Source organism: Parasphingorhabdus halotolerans (assembly GCF_012516475.1).
Taxonomy (GTDB): domain Bacteria; phylum Pseudomonadota; class Alphaproteobacteria; order Sphingomonadales; family Sphingomonadaceae; genus Parasphingorhabdus; species Parasphingorhabdus halotolerans.
In genome coordinates this window covers 1,714,827-1,729,894 of the sequence record NZ_CP051217.1, presented here as the reverse complement: position 1 = coordinate 1,729,894, position 15,068 = coordinate 1,714,827, and the positions used below count along the sequence as shown (strand labels likewise).

At 54.5% G+C, this 15,068-nt stretch carries 14 protein-coding genes; 1 reads left to right on the top strand and 13 read right to left on the bottom strand.

What is annotated here, in order from left to right; translation table 11 throughout:
- Nucleotides 1-2: 2 nt before the first annotated feature.
- The 13 genes from HF685_RS08390 to HF685_RS08330 all read right to left on the bottom strand — a co-directional run bounded on the left by HF685_RS08390 (nt 3) and on the right by HF685_RS08330 (nt 13,697).
- Complete coding sequence (locus HF685_RS08390) at nt 3-1,187, bottom strand: cytochrome P450 (RefSeq protein WP_168819254.1); 1,185 nt, start codon at nt 1,185-1,187, stop codon at nt 3-5.
- A gap of 82 nt (nt 1,188-1,269) precedes the next feature.
- Complete coding sequence (locus HF685_RS08385; RefSeq protein ID WP_168819253.1) at nt 1,270-2,202, bottom strand: NAD-dependent epimerase/dehydratase family protein; 933 nt, start codon at nt 2,200-2,202, stop codon at nt 1,270-1,272.
- 6 nt (nt 2,203-2,208) lie between these two features.
- Nucleotides 2,209-3,312 carry a glutamate 5-kinase gene (gene proB / locus HF685_RS08380; RefSeq protein ID WP_168819251.1) on the bottom strand — a complete coding sequence of 368 codons (1,104 nt, stop codon included), beginning with the start codon at nt 3,310-3,312 and terminating at the stop codon, nt 2,209-2,211.
- Nucleotides 3,309-4,382, bottom strand: a complete 1,074-nt coding sequence (gene obgE, locus HF685_RS08375) for a GTPase ObgE (protein WP_168819249.1) — start codon at nt 4,380-4,382, stop codon at nt 3,309-3,311. Before obgE ends, proB begins: the two co-directional genes overlap by 4 nt.
- A gap of 80 nt (nt 4,383-4,462) precedes the next feature.
- Complete coding sequence (locus tag HF685_RS08370; RefSeq protein ID WP_168819247.1) at nt 4,463-5,218, bottom strand: glucose 1-dehydrogenase; 756 nt, start codon at nt 5,216-5,218, stop codon at nt 4,463-4,465.
- Nucleotides 5,219-5,269: 51 nt separating this feature from the next.
- Complete coding sequence (locus HF685_RS08365; protein WP_246218552.1) at nt 5,270-6,571, bottom strand: aromatic ring-hydroxylating oxygenase subunit alpha; 1,302 nt, start codon at nt 6,569-6,571, stop codon at nt 5,270-5,272.
- 114 nt (nt 6,572-6,685) lie between these two features.
- Complete coding sequence (locus HF685_RS08360) at nt 6,686-6,994, bottom strand: CcdB family protein (RefSeq protein WP_168819245.1); 309 nt, start codon at nt 6,992-6,994, stop codon at nt 6,686-6,688.
- Complete coding sequence (locus tag HF685_RS08355) at nt 6,994-7,257, bottom strand: type II toxin-antitoxin system CcdA family antitoxin (protein WP_168819243.1); 264 nt, start codon at nt 7,255-7,257, stop codon at nt 6,994-6,996. The genes HF685_RS08360 and HF685_RS08355 overlap by 1 nt, the downstream gene beginning before the upstream one ends.
- Nucleotides 7,258-7,315: 58 nt before the next feature.
- Entirely contained in the window at nt 7,316-8,449 is a 1,134-nt protein-coding gene (locus HF685_RS08350) for a serine hydrolase domain-containing protein (protein WP_168819241.1), read from the bottom strand.
- Nucleotides 8,450-8,458: 9 nt separating this feature from the next.
- Entirely contained in the window at nt 8,459-10,609 is a 2,151-nt protein-coding gene (locus HF685_RS08345; RefSeq protein ID WP_168819239.1) for a molybdopterin-containing oxidoreductase family protein, read from the bottom strand.
- A 232-nt stretch (nt 10,610-10,841) separates the two neighbouring features.
- Nucleotides 10,842-12,215, bottom strand: coding sequence for a transposase (locus HF685_RS08340; protein ID WP_168819237.1), 1,374 nt, complete (start codon nt 12,213-12,215; stop codon nt 10,842-10,844).
- A gap of 360 nt (nt 12,216-12,575) precedes the next feature.
- The gene (locus HF685_RS08335) at nt 12,576-13,262 is read right to left on the bottom strand and encodes a DUF2461 domain-containing protein (RefSeq protein ID WP_211051073.1); all 687 of its coding nucleotides are present in this window, start codon (nt 13,260-13,262) and stop codon (nt 12,576-12,578) included.
- A 45-nt stretch (nt 13,263-13,307) separates the two neighbouring features.
- Complete coding sequence (locus HF685_RS08330) at nt 13,308-13,697, bottom strand: ExbD/TolR family protein (RefSeq protein WP_211051071.1); 390 nt, start codon at nt 13,695-13,697, stop codon at nt 13,308-13,310.
- Nucleotides 13,698-13,881: 184 nt separating this feature from the next.
- Between HF685_RS08330 and HF685_RS08325 the strand changes: the two genes are divergently transcribed.
- Nucleotides 13,882-15,063 carry a DUF3667 domain-containing protein gene (locus HF685_RS08325; RefSeq protein WP_168819233.1) on the top strand — a complete coding sequence of 394 codons (1,182 nt, stop codon included), beginning with the start codon at nt 13,882-13,884 and terminating at the stop codon, nt 15,061-15,063.
- Nucleotides 15,064-15,068 lie beyond the last annotated feature (5 nt).

Genomic DNA, 15,068 nt, shown 5'->3' with positions numbered 1-15,068 from the left:
CTTTATTCCCACTCAAGCCACAACTCTTCAATCGCCCACACGACGCCGCCGCGCATGGCTCCCGGTTTTTTATCCGGATGTAGCCGGAATTTTCCGATCTCCCGGAACCAGGTTGCAAAAAAGATATGCAGCTCCATCCGCGCAAGATGCAGTCCGATGCAGGTATGGATGCCGGACCCAAATGCGCCGTGGCGATAGACTTTGCGATCAACCGAGACCTCCAGCGGATTGTCATTGAGCTTCTCCTCCCAGCCGATTATCGCCAGCGGGCAGATTATTTTTTCGCCCTTGCGCAGTTGCTGACCGCCAAGTTCGGTATCTTCCGCGATCATTCGGGGTAGATTGACGAAACTGTATCGGCGCAGCAGTTCTTCGGTGGCATCCGGGATGCAGGCGGGATCATCCATAATCCGCCTTTGCAGCACCTCATCGCCAGCAAGATGTTTCATCGCAAAACTGAGGGCGTTCACCACCGTATCCAGTCCGGCAAGAAACAGGAGATGCGCGATGGAGAGGAGTTCCTCGAATGACAACGCGCGACCGTCAATATCGGACTGAATGATCTGGCTCATCATGTCATCTTTGGGTTCAGCTTGCCGTTCCTTCACGAATGCCGCTAGAATCGCGACAATCCGCATCTGCACATCCATCGCATCAGGCGTACCCGCCTTGGCGAAATTCTCCTGCACGAGCCCGCGAAATTCATCGAACCGGTCCATAGACAGCCCCAGCATTTCCATGAATACCGAGACCGGGAAGCGCGAACCCACGGCATCGACAAATTCACACTCACCTTGGTCTTTGACCGCGCAGATCAGCCGATCAGCCCACTCTTGAATGCGGGCATTCAGCGGAGCGATGGCTTTTTTCTCAAAAAACGGACGCAGCATCTGGCGGTAAGGCCGATGCTCTGGCGGATCGAGCGACAGTGGAATGGTTTTGGGTGTATCGGGTTGATGCGGGATCGAAAAATTCTGGTTGGAGAAAATATTGGGCTTGCGCAGAAGATCGATCATCATATCGCCATCGGTGACGATCCAGTGGCCGCCATTTTCTGGTGTCCAGAAAAGCGGAGGCGCGTTTTCTTTCAGGTCGAGAAATGCATCATGCACATCCACTTTGATCGACGGTTGGTGATAGATATCAAAGCTGTGGGTTGGTCTATCCGGTGTCGCGGCGTCCTGCATATCTCTCTCCCAAGATGAGAGTTTATGACGTGTTTTACGCGCCTCCGCAGCTAGCGAATTTGATCAGCGCGGGGCCATTAGCCTAAAGCCAGTCGTTGCGGCGATACCAGTCGGCGGTGCCTTTTAACCCCTGACGCGTCTGGACTTCCGGTTTCCAGATTTGCGATGGCAACCGCTTGGCCGGATCTATCGTCCAGTCATCATGACAGAAATAGCTCACCCGGTCAGCGGTCAGCTTGGCGTTGCCGCGTCGGAACAGCCGGTCAATTTTTACCCCCAAATGCAGTAATGGCTTTGGCGTGGCGACGGGCGTGATCCGCTTGCCAATAGCCCAGCCAATGGCTTTGGCAAAACTGCTCTGCGTCCAGCCGCCATCTTTGCCATCATCCACTTCGAAAATTTGCGCGGTCAGGTCATCATGAGCCGGAACGATTGCAAGCAAAGCCTTTGCCAGATCATCAACATGGATGGCGGAAAGCTTGCCATTGGCATCGGGCGGCAACGGGATGAAGCCCAGCCGGGCCGATTTGAACATATCCAGCGTATCGGTGTCTCCGGGACCAAAAACCCAGGGCGGGCGGATGATGGTCCAGTCAAGCCCGCTGGCTGAGACAATTTTCTCCGCTTTAGCCTTGGTATCGCCATAGATGGACAGATCCGGGCGGTTGGCAGCGAGCGACGAAACATGGATGAAGCGGCTGGCGTCCGATTGCTTGGCGGCCTCGACCATGTTGAGCGTACCCTGTACGTTGCCCTTTTCAAAGCCATCGCGGGTTGGCGCATTCACCACTCCGGCAATATGGATTACCGTATCAGCGCCGTCGCACAGTTTTTTGAGACTTCCCAGATCATCCAGAGCGCCGGGAACCCAGATCACGCGGGGGCGGTCATCCTGTTTTTTTCGGGTCAGCGCTCGGACGGTAAAGCCCTGTTTAACGGCGATATTGAGAAGATGTCCGCCGACAAAACCGGTTGCTCCGGTTATCGCTATCGTCTGTTTCCGTGCCCCAGCCATCGCGCGTTAAAGCAATACCATCTGATTGCGATGGACCACGGCGCTCCGAGGCGAATAGCCAAGCAGTGCTTCCAGCTCCGAGCTATGACGACCGATTATTTTCGCGCAATCCATGGCGTCATATTCCACCAGACCTTTGGCGATCACTGTCTCGTCCGGTCCGATAATATCGACCACATCGCTACGGGCAAATTGGCCGTCGAGAGTAATGATGCCCTTGGCGAGCAGGCTGTTGCCGTCTTTGAGAGCAGTGGCTGCGCCTTCATCCACGGTAATCCTGCCCGCTGATGTCAACCGCCCGCCAAGCCAGCTTTTGCGGGCGTTTTCCGAGCGATTGGCTTTGAATAATGTCCCGACATTGGTTAGCTCGTAGCGTTGCAGTGGGTGATCTTCCTGGCCGGAGATAATCGACAGTTCAATGCCCGCCAGATTGGCGATGCGCGCGGCTTCCAGTTTGGAAACCATGCCGCCAGACCCAAGGCCCGAAGAGGATTCTGTCTGCGCCATCGCCATGACGCGGTCATCAACTGTTTCCACCAACCCGATAAACTGACCCTCGGTTTCGCTGCCAGGTTTGCGGTCATACAGGCCATCGACGTCTGAAAGGAGCAACACCCGGTCAGCTGAAGCCGCCTGCGCAACCCGGGCGGCGAGTCGGTCGTTATCACCAAAGCGGATTTCGTCTGTCGCGACGCTGTCATTCTCGTTTATGACCGGAATAGCCCGGTTTTCCAGCAATTTCTCCAACGTCGCCGTGGCGTTAAGATAGCGTTTGCGATCTTCCATATCATCTAGCGTCAGCAACATCTGTGCGGCCGTGATATTCTGGGCCGCGAGTAATTCGGACCACAGGCTGCTGAGCGCAATCTGACCCACCGAGGCTGCCGCTTGCGCATCGGCGAGGCTGGCCCGGCCGCCTTTTTCAAGACCTAGTTTCCGCGCGCCCAATGCAATGGAACCCGACGATACGATGATGATTGCATTGCCGTCTTGATGGAGTCCGGCAATGTCCGAAACCAGCGTTTCAAGCCATTTCGTGCGGGGGGTTCCATCTTCGCCGATCAGTAGCGAAGAACCGATTTTGACCACGATTTTTTCCGTTTTGGTCATATCGGAGACCAGTTCTTAGCTTCCTCCGCGCCATCACTTTGATCATCGGCACCGGCTGTCTGGTCTTTCCGCTCGATCGAGCTGTTCTCGCCCACCGCCTCAATGATTTTATCAAGCGCGGCTTCCATGCCCTCACCTGTCGCTCCGGATAGGGGAAGAACATGCTCCGCTCCGGCATCGCGCAATTGACTGGCAATATCTTCCATCAGTTCGTCATCGAGCAGATCGGCTTTGTTGAGCGCCAATATTTGGGGTTTATCAACCAACCCGCCGCCATATTGTTCGAGTTCCTTGCTCACGGTCTGCCATGCCGCGACCGGATCATCACCGGTTGCATCGACCAGATGCAGCAAGATCTTGCAACGCTCGATATGGCCAAGAAAGCGGTCGCCAATGCCTGCGCCTTCTGCCGCCCCTTCGATTAGTCCGGGAATATCGGCGAGCACGAACTCCCGCCCTTTATGCGAAACAACGCCAAGCTGCGGATGGATGGTAGTGAAGGGGTAAGCGCCAACTTTGGCATTGGCGTTGGTCACCTGATTGATCAGTGTCGATTTGCCCGCATTGGGCAACCCGACGAGTCCGGCATCCGCGATCAACTTGAGCCGCAACCAGACCGCCGTTTCTTCGCCGGGTTCGCCGGGTTGATGCTGGCGTGGTGCGCGGTTGGTTGAACTTTTGTAGCTCGCATTGCCGCGACCACCAATTCCGCCTTCGAGGAAAAGCATTTCCTGGCCCTCGGCGGTAAAGTCGAGCAGCACATGCTCTTTGTCTTCCGACAGAATTTGCGTACCGACTGGCACTTTGACCACCAGATCTTCGCCGCCCGCCCCGGTGCGATTGCGGCCCGCGCCACCCTTGCCGCGCGGTGCTTTGAAATGCTGGGCATAGCGAAAGTCGATCAGCGTGTTAAGTCCTTCAACCGCCTTGAAAATAATATCGCCACCTTTGCCGCCATTGCCGCCGTCAGGACCGCCATATTGAATATACTTCTCGCGCCGGAAACTGACAGCACCCGGGCCACCCTGACCGGACGTTACGTATATTTTGGCTTGATCTAAGAAATGCATGTTGGTGCATTTAGGGATATAGGCGTGGAAAGGCTAGGCTTTGCTGCAATTTGTCGCAAACAGTCTTCGGCGCGACCTAGCTAAATACTCAATCCGCCGTCCACGGCAAAGGCCGCGCCGGTGGCGAACTTGCTCTCGTCCGATGCCAGATAAACCACCAGATGCGCGATATCATCCGGCTCGCCCATGTGGCCTACCGGCTGCGCGAGCGCAAACAGCTCTTCGGTTTCTGCAGGATTGGGCGTGCCGTCGATTACGCTCCGGACGTTGGGTGTCATGATCGTACCGGGTAGGACGGCATTGACCCGCACGCCGTTTTTCTCGCGCGCGCAATAGAGCGCAATCGATTTAGTCAGCATCGGGATTGCCGCTTTGGCGCTGTTATAGGCCACCAGATCCGCACTGGCGTTAATTGCTGCTGCAGAAGAAAAGTTGATGATGGATCCTCCGGTTTTACTCATGAGTGGCAGCGCCGCCTTGCAACCCAGAAAGATGGAGTCGACATCGACAGTGTAGCATCGGCGGAAATCTTCATAGCTGACATCGGCGATGGAACCGAACACGGTGACCGCCGCGTTATTGACCAGCACATCCAGCCGGCCATATTCCTTTTCGATATGGGTGATAACTTCGGTCCAGCGGTCCGGATTGGTCACATCCTGCTGAAGAAAATGGACATTTTCACCCAGTTCATCGGCGGTCGTCTGTCCGGCATCCACATCATGGTCGGTAATTACCACCTGTGCGCCTTCTTCTATCAGCCGCGTGGTCGCCGCTTTGCCAAGTCCCATGGCACCGCCAGTCAATAATATGATCTTGCCTTCAACCCGTCCCATGTTTGTTCCTCTGTTTGAAATATACTGGATGTAAATCCGGATGTTGCGCTGCTATTCAGCCGCTTCGAGCTGTCCCATTTCGGCGACACGCGGATCATTGGGGTAGACCCAATCATCGCCAATCACCTGTTCCACCGCCAGATGTTCAGGCACCCGGTTGAGGCCGATCATCTTGTCGCAATTCTGGTGAAAGCTATAGATCCGCGCTTCCTGATAGCTGAGCGGCACGCTCTTGAAACCATCGCTTTCCATCGATTTCTGGATCATCTCGCCAAATTGCGTGTCCTCGAGGATGATCGGCGACATATTGCGGCCATTGGGCTTGCTCTCGTCCGGTACGGTCCACAAATCCGGTGCAGGCGCATCGCCCCAATCGAGTGCCATGGTCACCAGTTCCAGCCGGGTGGTGTTGAGCGACGTTGGCCAGAAGATCAGCGGCGGTACGAAATAGTTACTCAGCGGCGACACCCAGTTAGGGAACATGGTGTAGCTCTGGGTGCAGGTGCGGCCAAACTCACCCACTGTATCCATCGACTGCCATCCCGGCGGGCTATCAATGGCACGGACATGCTCACGGTCAGTCTGCTGCGGTGCGGGGGCCAGCATCCGGGCATGGCCGTTTGGATAAATCGTATTCACATTGCGCTTGCTATCGACCAGTGGTGCCACGGTGTCGGGATGGATGAACGGTACATGGTAGACTTCCATGTTAGCCTCCATCGCGACCTTCCAGTTGCAGTTGAGATCAAATGAATAGCGCGCGGCGAGCTTGATTTTATCAAACTGGAATTCTTCCCACTCATCCCAGACCGGCCCCAGCCATTGTTTGAGCGGCATGGCCTCGGCATCAAAATTCACAAAAATCAGATTGCCGAGCCTTTCGCAACGCACCGGGATCAGATTGCGGCAAGACATATCGAAATCCGGCGGAAAATCCTGCTTTTCGGTCACGCCAACTAATGTGCCGTCGGTTTTATAAGTCCAGTTGTGATAACCGCAGATCAGTCGGGGAGCCTTGCCTTTTTCTTCAGTCACAACCGGCGCACCGCGATGGCGGCAAGTGTTGTAAAATGCGCGAACGTCGCCATCCATTCCATGCACAATGATGATCGGATCGCCGACCTGCTCCCACTTCATAAAGCATCCCGGTTCGGGCACCTCATCGGTATGCGCCGCGAACAGCCAGCTTTTTTTCCAGAGATACTGCTGTTCGAGGTCGTAATATTCCTGGCTGGTATATCGCCCCGCCGGCATATCGGGCAGCTTGGGGAAGGCTTTGGGCGGCGCAGTCCGGCCCGCTTCCCAATCCATCAGGCGCTTCATCTGGTTGATATAAGCGGGGTCCATTGGCATTGATGCTCTCCCTTAACTCCCGTGAGATGGCATGGGAAGAGGACTGCCGTCGATTGGTAAATATGATAGACCGGACTTGGGGGCAGACGATCAGCGACAAAATTGAAATCTCTGTCAAAATCCCTGAAACAGAAAATCGAGCGCATCGACGATTACATCCCGATATTGTTCTTCAACATTGGCAATCGGTTTGCCGAGCGAACTGCGCCGTAAAACACCGATATCCGTCGTTATCATGCGATAGGATTTTCCATTGACAATAATCTCGGGTTTTAACTTGCGCATGGCTTCGGCCTTGGCGACTGCCGATGGCATCAAAGGAATCACGGCTACGCTTGCCAGATCGGAAAGCAGGTCCGCCTGAATCTCCAGAACAAATGGGACGTCATCTCTGCCCAGAGCATAAACATCAAACCGAGCCATTAATTTAAGCCAATATTGTCTGCCCATTCGGGTACAAGCAAAGGGCCGCTCTCCTCAACACGTTGGTTATGTGCGGCAATAGATTTTTGATTTTCCGCCAGCCATTGCTTTTCCCGCTCTTCTATGATGGCTGCTTTTATGCCCGCTTCCGCTGCTTTGGAGGTATTTAGCTTCAGTGCTCTGGCATCGCTCAAGATATCTTCACGGATGGTCAGGTTGACCGGGCGCCGTTTTGCGTTTCGATTATGAGCGATGCTAGCCATATTTATATCCTATGAAATATAAGCATATAATATACGCATAAATGATGGAAATCAACTTCTAGCCCAAAACAGCTCGCACCATACCGATCAAATCCGCCGAGCGCATGTCACCGAGTAACCCGTCACCCATCTTGTTCATCACGTAACAACAGGTCATGCGGTTTTCCATGTCGATGATGATTTGCGATCCACCGTAACCGCCCCAGAACATGCTGTTTTCGTTGGGCAATTGGACGACTTCTCCGGTCAGGCCAAATCCCAGCCCGAATTTTAACGGCAAGCCGAGCAGCACCAGATCATTACCTTCGGATTGCAATTCCAGTGCTTTGCGGCAGCCGGCTTCCGATAGAAACCGTTTGCCTTTTGCCACGCCGCCATTGGCGAGCATGACATGGATTTCGGAAACGGATCTGGCATTGCCTGTTCCGCCCGCCGCCGGAATTTCCGCGCCGCGCCATTCGCGGGTGCGGGTGTCCAGTGGATTGATTGGCGGGTTGGTAAAAGTCTTGCGCTGGATATCATTGGCTGCGGCCTGTGCGGCTCCCACAACCGGCGGAATTAGGTCGGCGACGCGGTGATCATGTTCGGGTGCCAGGCCGATATGAAAGTCAGCATCCAGCGGCTCAGCGATTTCTTCGCGGAAGACCGTGCCAAGCGACTTGCCGGTAATCCGGCGAACAACTTCACCCACCAGATAACCTTGCGTAACAGCATGGTAGCCCGGCTGGCTTCCCGGTTCCCACCAGGGTGCTTGTGCGGCGAGCAATGATGTTACCTTCTCCCAGTCATAAAGATCAGCGACCGAAATTTTTTCTTCCCAGCCGGAAAGACCGGAAGAATGACTCATCAACTGGGCAGTGGTGATATTGTCTTTGCCGTTCTGCGCAAATTCGGGCCAATATTTCGCCACCGGGGCGTTGAAATCCAGTTCGCCGCGATCGGCCAACAACAACGCCGTCAGCGCAGTCATCGTCTTGGTTGTCGAATAGACATTGACGATGGTGTCCGCTTCCCATGGGCGGGTTTTGGCTTCGTCCGCCCAGCCGCCCCAGATATCTATAACCGTCTCGCCGTCTATCGTGGCGCAAAACGAAGCGCCGAGATCAGCGCTGCTTTCAAGGCTTGCAGCCATTATATCGCGGACAGGCGCAAAGCGGTCCTGCGTCGTCCCGTGGACAATATTATCGGTCATGTGGTCCCTTTAGGCTGCAGAAACCCTGACCGGTATAGCACTTTGCAGTGCTTGCCCAGTGATCGGATCAAGATTGGTGTCATCGGATAGTAGCCGGTTGGTGGAGCCGCCTTTGGTCATGACATCATCCTTGCCGGCTTCGGAATCGCCGAAAGCATGGCTCATCGAAATAACACCCGGCCGAACTTTGGCATCAGCCTTAGCCATGCCGAAAATGGAGGCCGTAGGCGACGTGATTTCTATGATCGCGCCGTCTTTGAGGCCTGCCGCTGTCAGATCATCAGGATTAAAAAAGGCCGGATTGGTTGGCATTTTCTCGACCAGCTTTGGGAAGGTATGGCCGTTGCTGTTGTAGCGATGCTTGGAGCGTCTTGAAATCAGGCGGAAGTCGAAGCCATCATCAACTGGATCATTCTCCGCATAGTCAAGCAATTCGCGCGGCATTGCGCCGGCATTGAGATCGAATTTCTCCGTCGCATCGGGATCAGCAGGCCCGACAACCGGATGCCGGTCATCATAAGTGATCGCTGCGCCCTTGCGTTCCAGTGCAGCTGCATCAGCCTTGGCCTCGCTCGGTTTTACCAGTGAACCCTCCGAAATCAGGTCAAGCACAGTCGCCTTGTCCGGGCATTCCTCCATCGAGACCGACCCGCCGGGATAGTTTAATTCAACGCCCATATGCTTGGCGAGCCACCACAGCATTTCATATTCGTCCATTGTATCGCCGGGCGGCGGGACCATCGCTTCGGTATAATGGGCATAAGCCTCTTCGGTGAAGGCGTCCGAGACATTGTTGATGTCTTCGCGTTCCAGACACATGCTCGGCGCGAGAATGATATCCGCGCGCTTGGCACTGGCCGACATCCAGGGATCGACCTGGATAAATAATTCACATTCTTCTAATGCGCGGCGCACCTTCTGCTGATCAGGAAATGCAATTTCAGGGTTTCCGCCGATGGAGATCAGCGCCTTGATCTGGCCTTCACCGGGCGTGAGGATTTCGTCCGCCAGCACATTGCAGGGCATTTCCTTGCCAAGCAAACCAAGGCCGCGAATCCGCGATTTGGCAAACCCTTCACCAAACGTCGGCATTTTGGGCGCAACCTGAGCCTTTTTGGGGCCGCCCATTAGCGGGTTGAATACCATCGGAGCGGAGACTTTCTCGCCCTCCTGATTAAACCGTGCGCAGAGGATGTTGAGCGAAGCCACGAGATACTCGGTCAGCGTCCCGTTGCCAGCCATCTCTGGACCAGTGCCGGTCACCACGCGGCCTTTATTGGCTCCGGCAAACATGCGGGCAGCGGCGATCAATTGATCCTTGTCTACGCCGGCGCGCTTGGCCGCGACATCGGGGGTCATCGGTTTGACCGCTGCTTCGAGTTCGGCGACGCCATCCACATGGGCGGCGACAAAATTCTGGTCGTAAAGCTTCTCTTCGAAAATCACGTGGAGCATGCCGGCAAGCAGGGCGGGGTCCTCGCCCGGTTTGACCGGCAGATAAATGTCCGCCAATTTGCCCATCTCGCTCACCCGTGGGTCGGCAACGATAACCTTCAGGCCACGCTCCTTGGCATCGCGCAGTCCGCGCGACGGGGATGAAGTCGGCATGCCGCCGGAATAATGGGAAACAATCGGGTTATTGCCAACAAACATTGCGACATCGGATTCAGTGAACGCATTACCGCCGCCCATCCATATCCCGTAGCGCGCGGTGGTGAAAACCTTGGCGGGCTGATCGACGGTCACGCTGGTGTACCAGTTGCGCGAGCCAATCGCCTGGGCGAAGGCATAAGAGGTTCCAAGCACCGCGCTATTCTGGAAAGCATTGGTGCCGTTATAGACAGCGATGCTATGGGGGCCGTGTTTCTCGACCATCTGTTTCATCCGCTCACCGGCGAGTTTCAGGGCATCGGCGGTCGCAATATCCTTGAAGCTACCATCGGGCTGACGGATTTTGCTGGTGATCATGCGGGTGTCGAGATTATGCATATCCGGCATCTGGCGACCCTTTATGCAAGTATAACCGTGGAACAGATGATCGTCAGGATCGCCTTTGACCGATTTTATCTTGTCATTCTCAACCTCGACAATCATCGCGCAGCTGGCGTGGCAAAAGCGGCAAAATGTGCGTTTTGTTTCGGTTCCGGTTTCAGCAGCCATTATATCTTCTCCTAATGGGAAGGGAATATGCGCTGCGGTCAACCTGCGCGACTGGCAAAAATGCTTGGGCGGTGAATATTTTGCGGTACGTGCTTGCGTAATATCCCAGGAGTGAACTCCAGACTTAGGCGGGTTGAACGACCGCAATTGTGACTATTCTGTTGAAAAAGTCGCTTTTTGGAGCCGATGGTAGACAGTTCCTGAGAGCGGACGAGCGCTCCCATTGTTCTTCTCATGCGGTTGCGAGTTCCGGGCTCGGTTTCATTTTAGCCAGTTTCCGTATGTTTTGAGCTGCGGCGGCGAGGTGGAACTCATCTTTTGCTCCGTTGGGACCGCGTAGGCGCAAACGGTCGAGCTTCAATATTCGCTTGAGATGCGCGAACAGCATTTCCACCTTCTTTCGCTGACGGCGTGAGACGAGATAGGCATCTGTGGTGGCGATATCGCGCGCCATGTCGCGTGCGCCTTCATGGATCGAGCGCATGATCTTGCGGGCTGTCATATTGGGCGTACAGCGCTGCTTGAGATGGCAGCTCTGACAGTCCTTCTGGCTTGCGCGATAGCGGATGAAGCCATCGGCATTGGCGCGCGGACGCGGTGTTTTGAAGTTGCGATTGGATGGTCTCAGCCGATTGCCGCCGGGGCAGATGTAGCTGTCGTCGTCATGGACAAAGGTGAAGTCTGATCGCTCGAAGGTATCGTCTTTGCGAGCAGACTTGTCGAACACAGGGATGTGTGGCTCGATCCCTTGATCCTCGACAAGCCATCCCAGGTTCGGTGCTGAGCCATATGCTGCATCCGCCACCAGCTTCTCAGGCCACAGGCCGAAGCGTTCCAGTGTTCGCTCGATCATCCGGCGCTGCGCCAGCACCTCCGCCTGCCGGATTGAGGTTGTCGCCTCCACATCAACGATCACGGCGTGATCAAGGTCGATCAGATAATTGGTGCTGTAAGAATAGAAGGCACGTTCCCGGCTTGCCGCAGTCCAGCGTGCTGCAGGATCTGTAATGTTGAGCCGTTTGGGCGTGACCGGTGTTGCGCCGCCGAAGGCGGCATCGTCGAGCACCTCAAGATACTCCGTGACTGCCCGTCCTGCTGCGTCGGGTGGTAAGCCTTCTGCGCCTGGAACCGAGCGCTGCCTATGGACATCGGCACGGATCAGGCTCGCATCGACTGCGAAGCCCTCTGCACCAACCAGCCCTTCGGCCATACAACGCTCGACAGTCATCTCGAACAGCTTGCGCAAAAGATCACAATCGCGGAACGGGCCATGACGGTTCTTCGAGAAGGTCGAGTGATCAGGAACTGAGCCATCAAGATCAAGGCGGCAGAACCAGCGATAGGCAAGGTTAAGATGCACTTCCTCACACAGTCGCCGTTCCGAGCGAATGCCCATGCAGTATCCGATGATCAGCATCCGGATCATCAACTCGGGATCGATCGATGGTCGCCCAGTTGAGCTGTAAAACGGCTTCAGATACTCGCGAATACCGTCGAGATCGACGAACCGGTCAATGACCCGCAGCAGGTGATCCTCAGGCACATGATCCTCAATACGGAAGCTGTAAAACAACGCCTCCTGCATCACCGTCCGATCACCTATCATCCTTCAATCTCCTGCCACCACAGGAAAACTGAATCACCAATCCAGCCATCAATCAAAAGAGTTTTTCAACAGAATAGGGGCGGAAGCGGAAATAGAGTCGTCGATGTCTATTGTCCTGCCTGTAGTCTCCATTATTATGCACAGCAGTATTACGCAAAGCAGCCGTCAAAATTTCACGCCAAAGGCCTTGGAATTCTCTTGCCCTTGGTGCGGCTGGTTAAGTGAAATTGCTGGCAGCGCTCACAGCGATAGGGAAATAGCCTAAGACCTGTGCGCTGGGCAAATACAATGGCATCTTGTGCAGACGCGTAACGGGCCTTCTTTTTGCATATGCTCAGCCTTGTGCGCATTTGCCATGCCTCAAAATTCAACACCCAAAGCATCGGCGACGAAACTCATCAGCGGCGCGACTTTCTCGAATTGCTTCTCCACCGCGTCCTCAAACTTGGCCGACGTTGCCAGTTTCTTGTCCGCATCCTGCATTGAAAAAAAGCTTTTGCGGCGCAGGTCTTCGATCAGCGGATGTTCGGGGTCAAAACCTTTGGGTGCGCGGGCCAGTTGATCGCCGCGCAGGTCGAGCCCATCCACCGCCTCTTCCCAGCGGGCTGGTTTATCGACAATACGCTGGCGAATGGCGCGTAAAGCATCTCCCTGCGGGCCCCATACGCCGCCTCCAAAAAACACTTCACCTGGACCAAGGTGGACATAGAAGCCGGGCGCATGGGCGTCCTTGCCAGCTTCATGACGAAACTGGCATCCGACATGCGTCTTGTAAGGGCTTTTGTCCTTGGAAAAGCGCGTGTCGCGGTAAATCCGGAAGCGTGAGCCGCCGTTAGGGCGTGGATCGACGACTATATGCGGGCTGATCCTGTGAACCCGCTCGACCATGTTGGCGATAAATTCGGTGACCGGGTCCACTACGTCGGCTTCATATCGCGCCTTTTGTGATTTGAACCACTCGCGGTTGTTGTTTTTGTCAAGATCGCGCAGAAAATCAAACAGGGCAGCGGTGATCATTTGGCTCTCCTCATCGATGGGAGCCTTCATGTCACCCGCTCCCTTTTCTGTCAAAGCAGCAAGAGTGATTGCCGGTTAATTTTGATCCCATCGTTCAAACGCGTGATTGCCGATAAAGCCGATCTCCCGAACACCCGAGCGCTTGACTGTCGCAATCAGATGATCAAATTCTTCGTAACGCGCGCGGGCATCTGTTTCGAAATGGAGCTGCGGCCTATTGGGATCGCGCGCCATGGCAACGAGCTGTGTTTTAAGTTCTATTCCGCCGAGCGGTTTACCATTCCAAATGGTTTGCCCGTTGGCATTGAGCCGTAACCGGTTGATGGTCGGCGGTTCGCCATTGGGGGAGCCTGCTTTCGGCAGGTCTATTTCCACTTTGTGGGTAGCGATGGGTATGGAGAGCATTAGCATAACCAGAAGAACGAGCAGCACATCAATAAGCGGTGTTATGTTGAGCTCTGACATCGGCCGGGTCGGTGCTTGTGTTGTAGCGATGTGCCGGAAACTATAGCGCCGCGTGTGCGATCTGCTGCCTTGCATATATTCTCTTCCTGGTTGTCAAATACTCCGCTGTATAATGATATATTATTACATAAAATTAGCGATAATGCAACTTGCCTTTACGTTTCAAATCGCCAACACTATTTAAATGTCGGATGATTTTGAAGCCATCGGAACTGCGATTGAAGGCGGACTTGTGGCCAAGGCAGTTGACGATGAAGGGAACGCTATCCGCGCCGAAGGCGACGTTGCAGGAAACTGCCTGAACTGTGAGACTCCGGTGCTCGGAAAATATTGCAGCAATTGCGGGCAGCCATTGCATGTCCACCGCTCCATAGGTGCTTTGTGGCATGACATATTGCACGGCGTGCTCCATTTTGAGGGCAAGTTCTGGCGGACTTTGCCGTTGCTGGCATGGAAGCCGGGCGATCTGACCCGGCGTTACATACATGGCGAGCGGGCGCGGTTTATATCGCCGATGGCGCTGTTTCTTTTTTCCGTGTTCATGATGTTCGCGGTGTTTTCATTCGTGGGCGATCCGTTTTCATCCGGAGGTGATGAAATCATCGACAAGGGCATTGATAGCGGAATTGTTGCGCAGGCAGAGGAAATCGACGGCAAGATCAAGGCCAAGACGGCGCAATTGCCGCAAGCCACTGGCGACAATCGGGTAAAGCTGGAAAATGACATTCTCGATCTCAAAAAGGGTCGCAATATTCTGGCGACGTTGACTGGCGAAGACGCCCCGTTTCCGGAAATCTCATTGTCCGATGGCGATACACAGATCGGCAACTACAGTGATGAGGAACTGGAACAAATTCAGGCGGGCATGAAAGATATTCAGGATGGCAATGTCCTGACCGATACCAGCCGGATCAGTACGGGTTCACCCGAGGCCGACAAATGGCTCCGCGACGCCGTAAAAAATGTAACTTCCAACCCGGATTTGTTGCTCTACAAGTTAAAAGCTAATGGCTATAAATTTGCCTGGTTGCTGATCCCGATTTCAGTACCGTTTGTTTGGTTGACGATGATTGGCCGTCGTGGCTTTCATTTCTATGATCATTCGGTTTTTGCGACATATTCCATAGCATTCATGTCATTGCTGTTTATATTTTGCGCGATTCTGGCAGCCGTTGGCGTGACCGAAGGGCTCTGGGCGAGTTTGTTGGTATTTTATCCACCGATACACATGTATAGGCAGCTGCGGCACGCTTATCAATTATCTCGGCCGGAAGCGATTATACGTGTCATATTTCTGTTTGTGTTTACGATTATAAGCATCATAATCTTCTTCCTGATATTACTGGCGCTCGGCGTCTTGGGGTAACAAAA

What these genes read in the sequence shown, in the direction of transcription:
- HF685_RS08390 (WP_168819254.1), bottom strand. Translation starts at nt 1,187, where the DNA reads ATGCAGGACGCCGCGACACCGGATAGACCAACCCACAGCTTTGATATC.
- HF685_RS08385 (WP_168819253.1), bottom strand. Translation starts at nt 2,202, where the DNA reads ATGGCTGGGGCACGGAAACAGACGATAGCGATAACCGGAGCAACCGGT.
- proB (WP_168819251.1), bottom strand. Translation starts at nt 3,312, where the DNA reads ATGACCAAAACGGAAAAAATCGTGGTCAAAATCGGTTCTTCGCTACTG.
- obgE (WP_168819249.1), bottom strand. Translation starts at nt 4,382, where the DNA reads ATGCATTTCTTAGATCAAGCCAAAATATACGTAACGTCCGGTCAGGGT.
- HF685_RS08370 (WP_168819247.1), bottom strand. Translation starts at nt 5,218, where the DNA reads ATGGGACGGGTTGAAGGCAAGATCATATTATTGACTGGCGGTGCCATG.
- HF685_RS08365 (WP_246218552.1), bottom strand. Translation starts at nt 6,571, where the DNA reads ATGCCAATGGACCCCGCTTATATCAACCAGATGAAGCGCCTGATGGAT.
- HF685_RS08360 (WP_168819245.1), bottom strand. Translation starts at nt 6,994, where the DNA reads ATGGCTCGGTTTGATGTTTATGCTCTGGGCAGAGATGACGTCCCATTT.
- HF685_RS08355 (WP_168819243.1), bottom strand. Translation starts at nt 7,257, where the DNA reads ATGGCTAGCATCGCTCATAATCGAAACGCAAAACGGCGCCCGGTCAAC.
- HF685_RS08350 (WP_168819241.1), bottom strand. Translation starts at nt 8,449, where the DNA reads ATGACCGATAATATTGTCCACGGGACGACGCAGGACCGCTTTGCGCCT.
- HF685_RS08345 (WP_168819239.1), bottom strand. Translation starts at nt 10,609, where the DNA reads ATGGCTGCTGAAACCGGAACCGAAACAAAACGCACATTTTGCCGCTTT.
- HF685_RS08340 (WP_168819237.1), bottom strand. Translation starts at nt 12,215, where the DNA reads ATGATAGGTGATCGGACGGTGATGCAGGAGGCGTTGTTTTACAGCTTC.
- HF685_RS08335 (WP_211051073.1), bottom strand. Translation starts at nt 13,262, where the DNA reads ATGAAGGCTCCCATCGATGAGGAGAGCCAAATGATCACCGCTGCCCTG.
- HF685_RS08330 (WP_211051071.1), bottom strand. Translation starts at nt 13,697, where the DNA reads ATGTCAGAGCTCAACATAACACCGCTTATTGATGTGCTGCTCGTTCTT.
- HF685_RS08325 (WP_168819233.1), top strand. Translation starts at nt 13,882, where the DNA reads ATGTCGGATGATTTTGAAGCCATCGGAACTGCGATTGAAGGCGGACTT.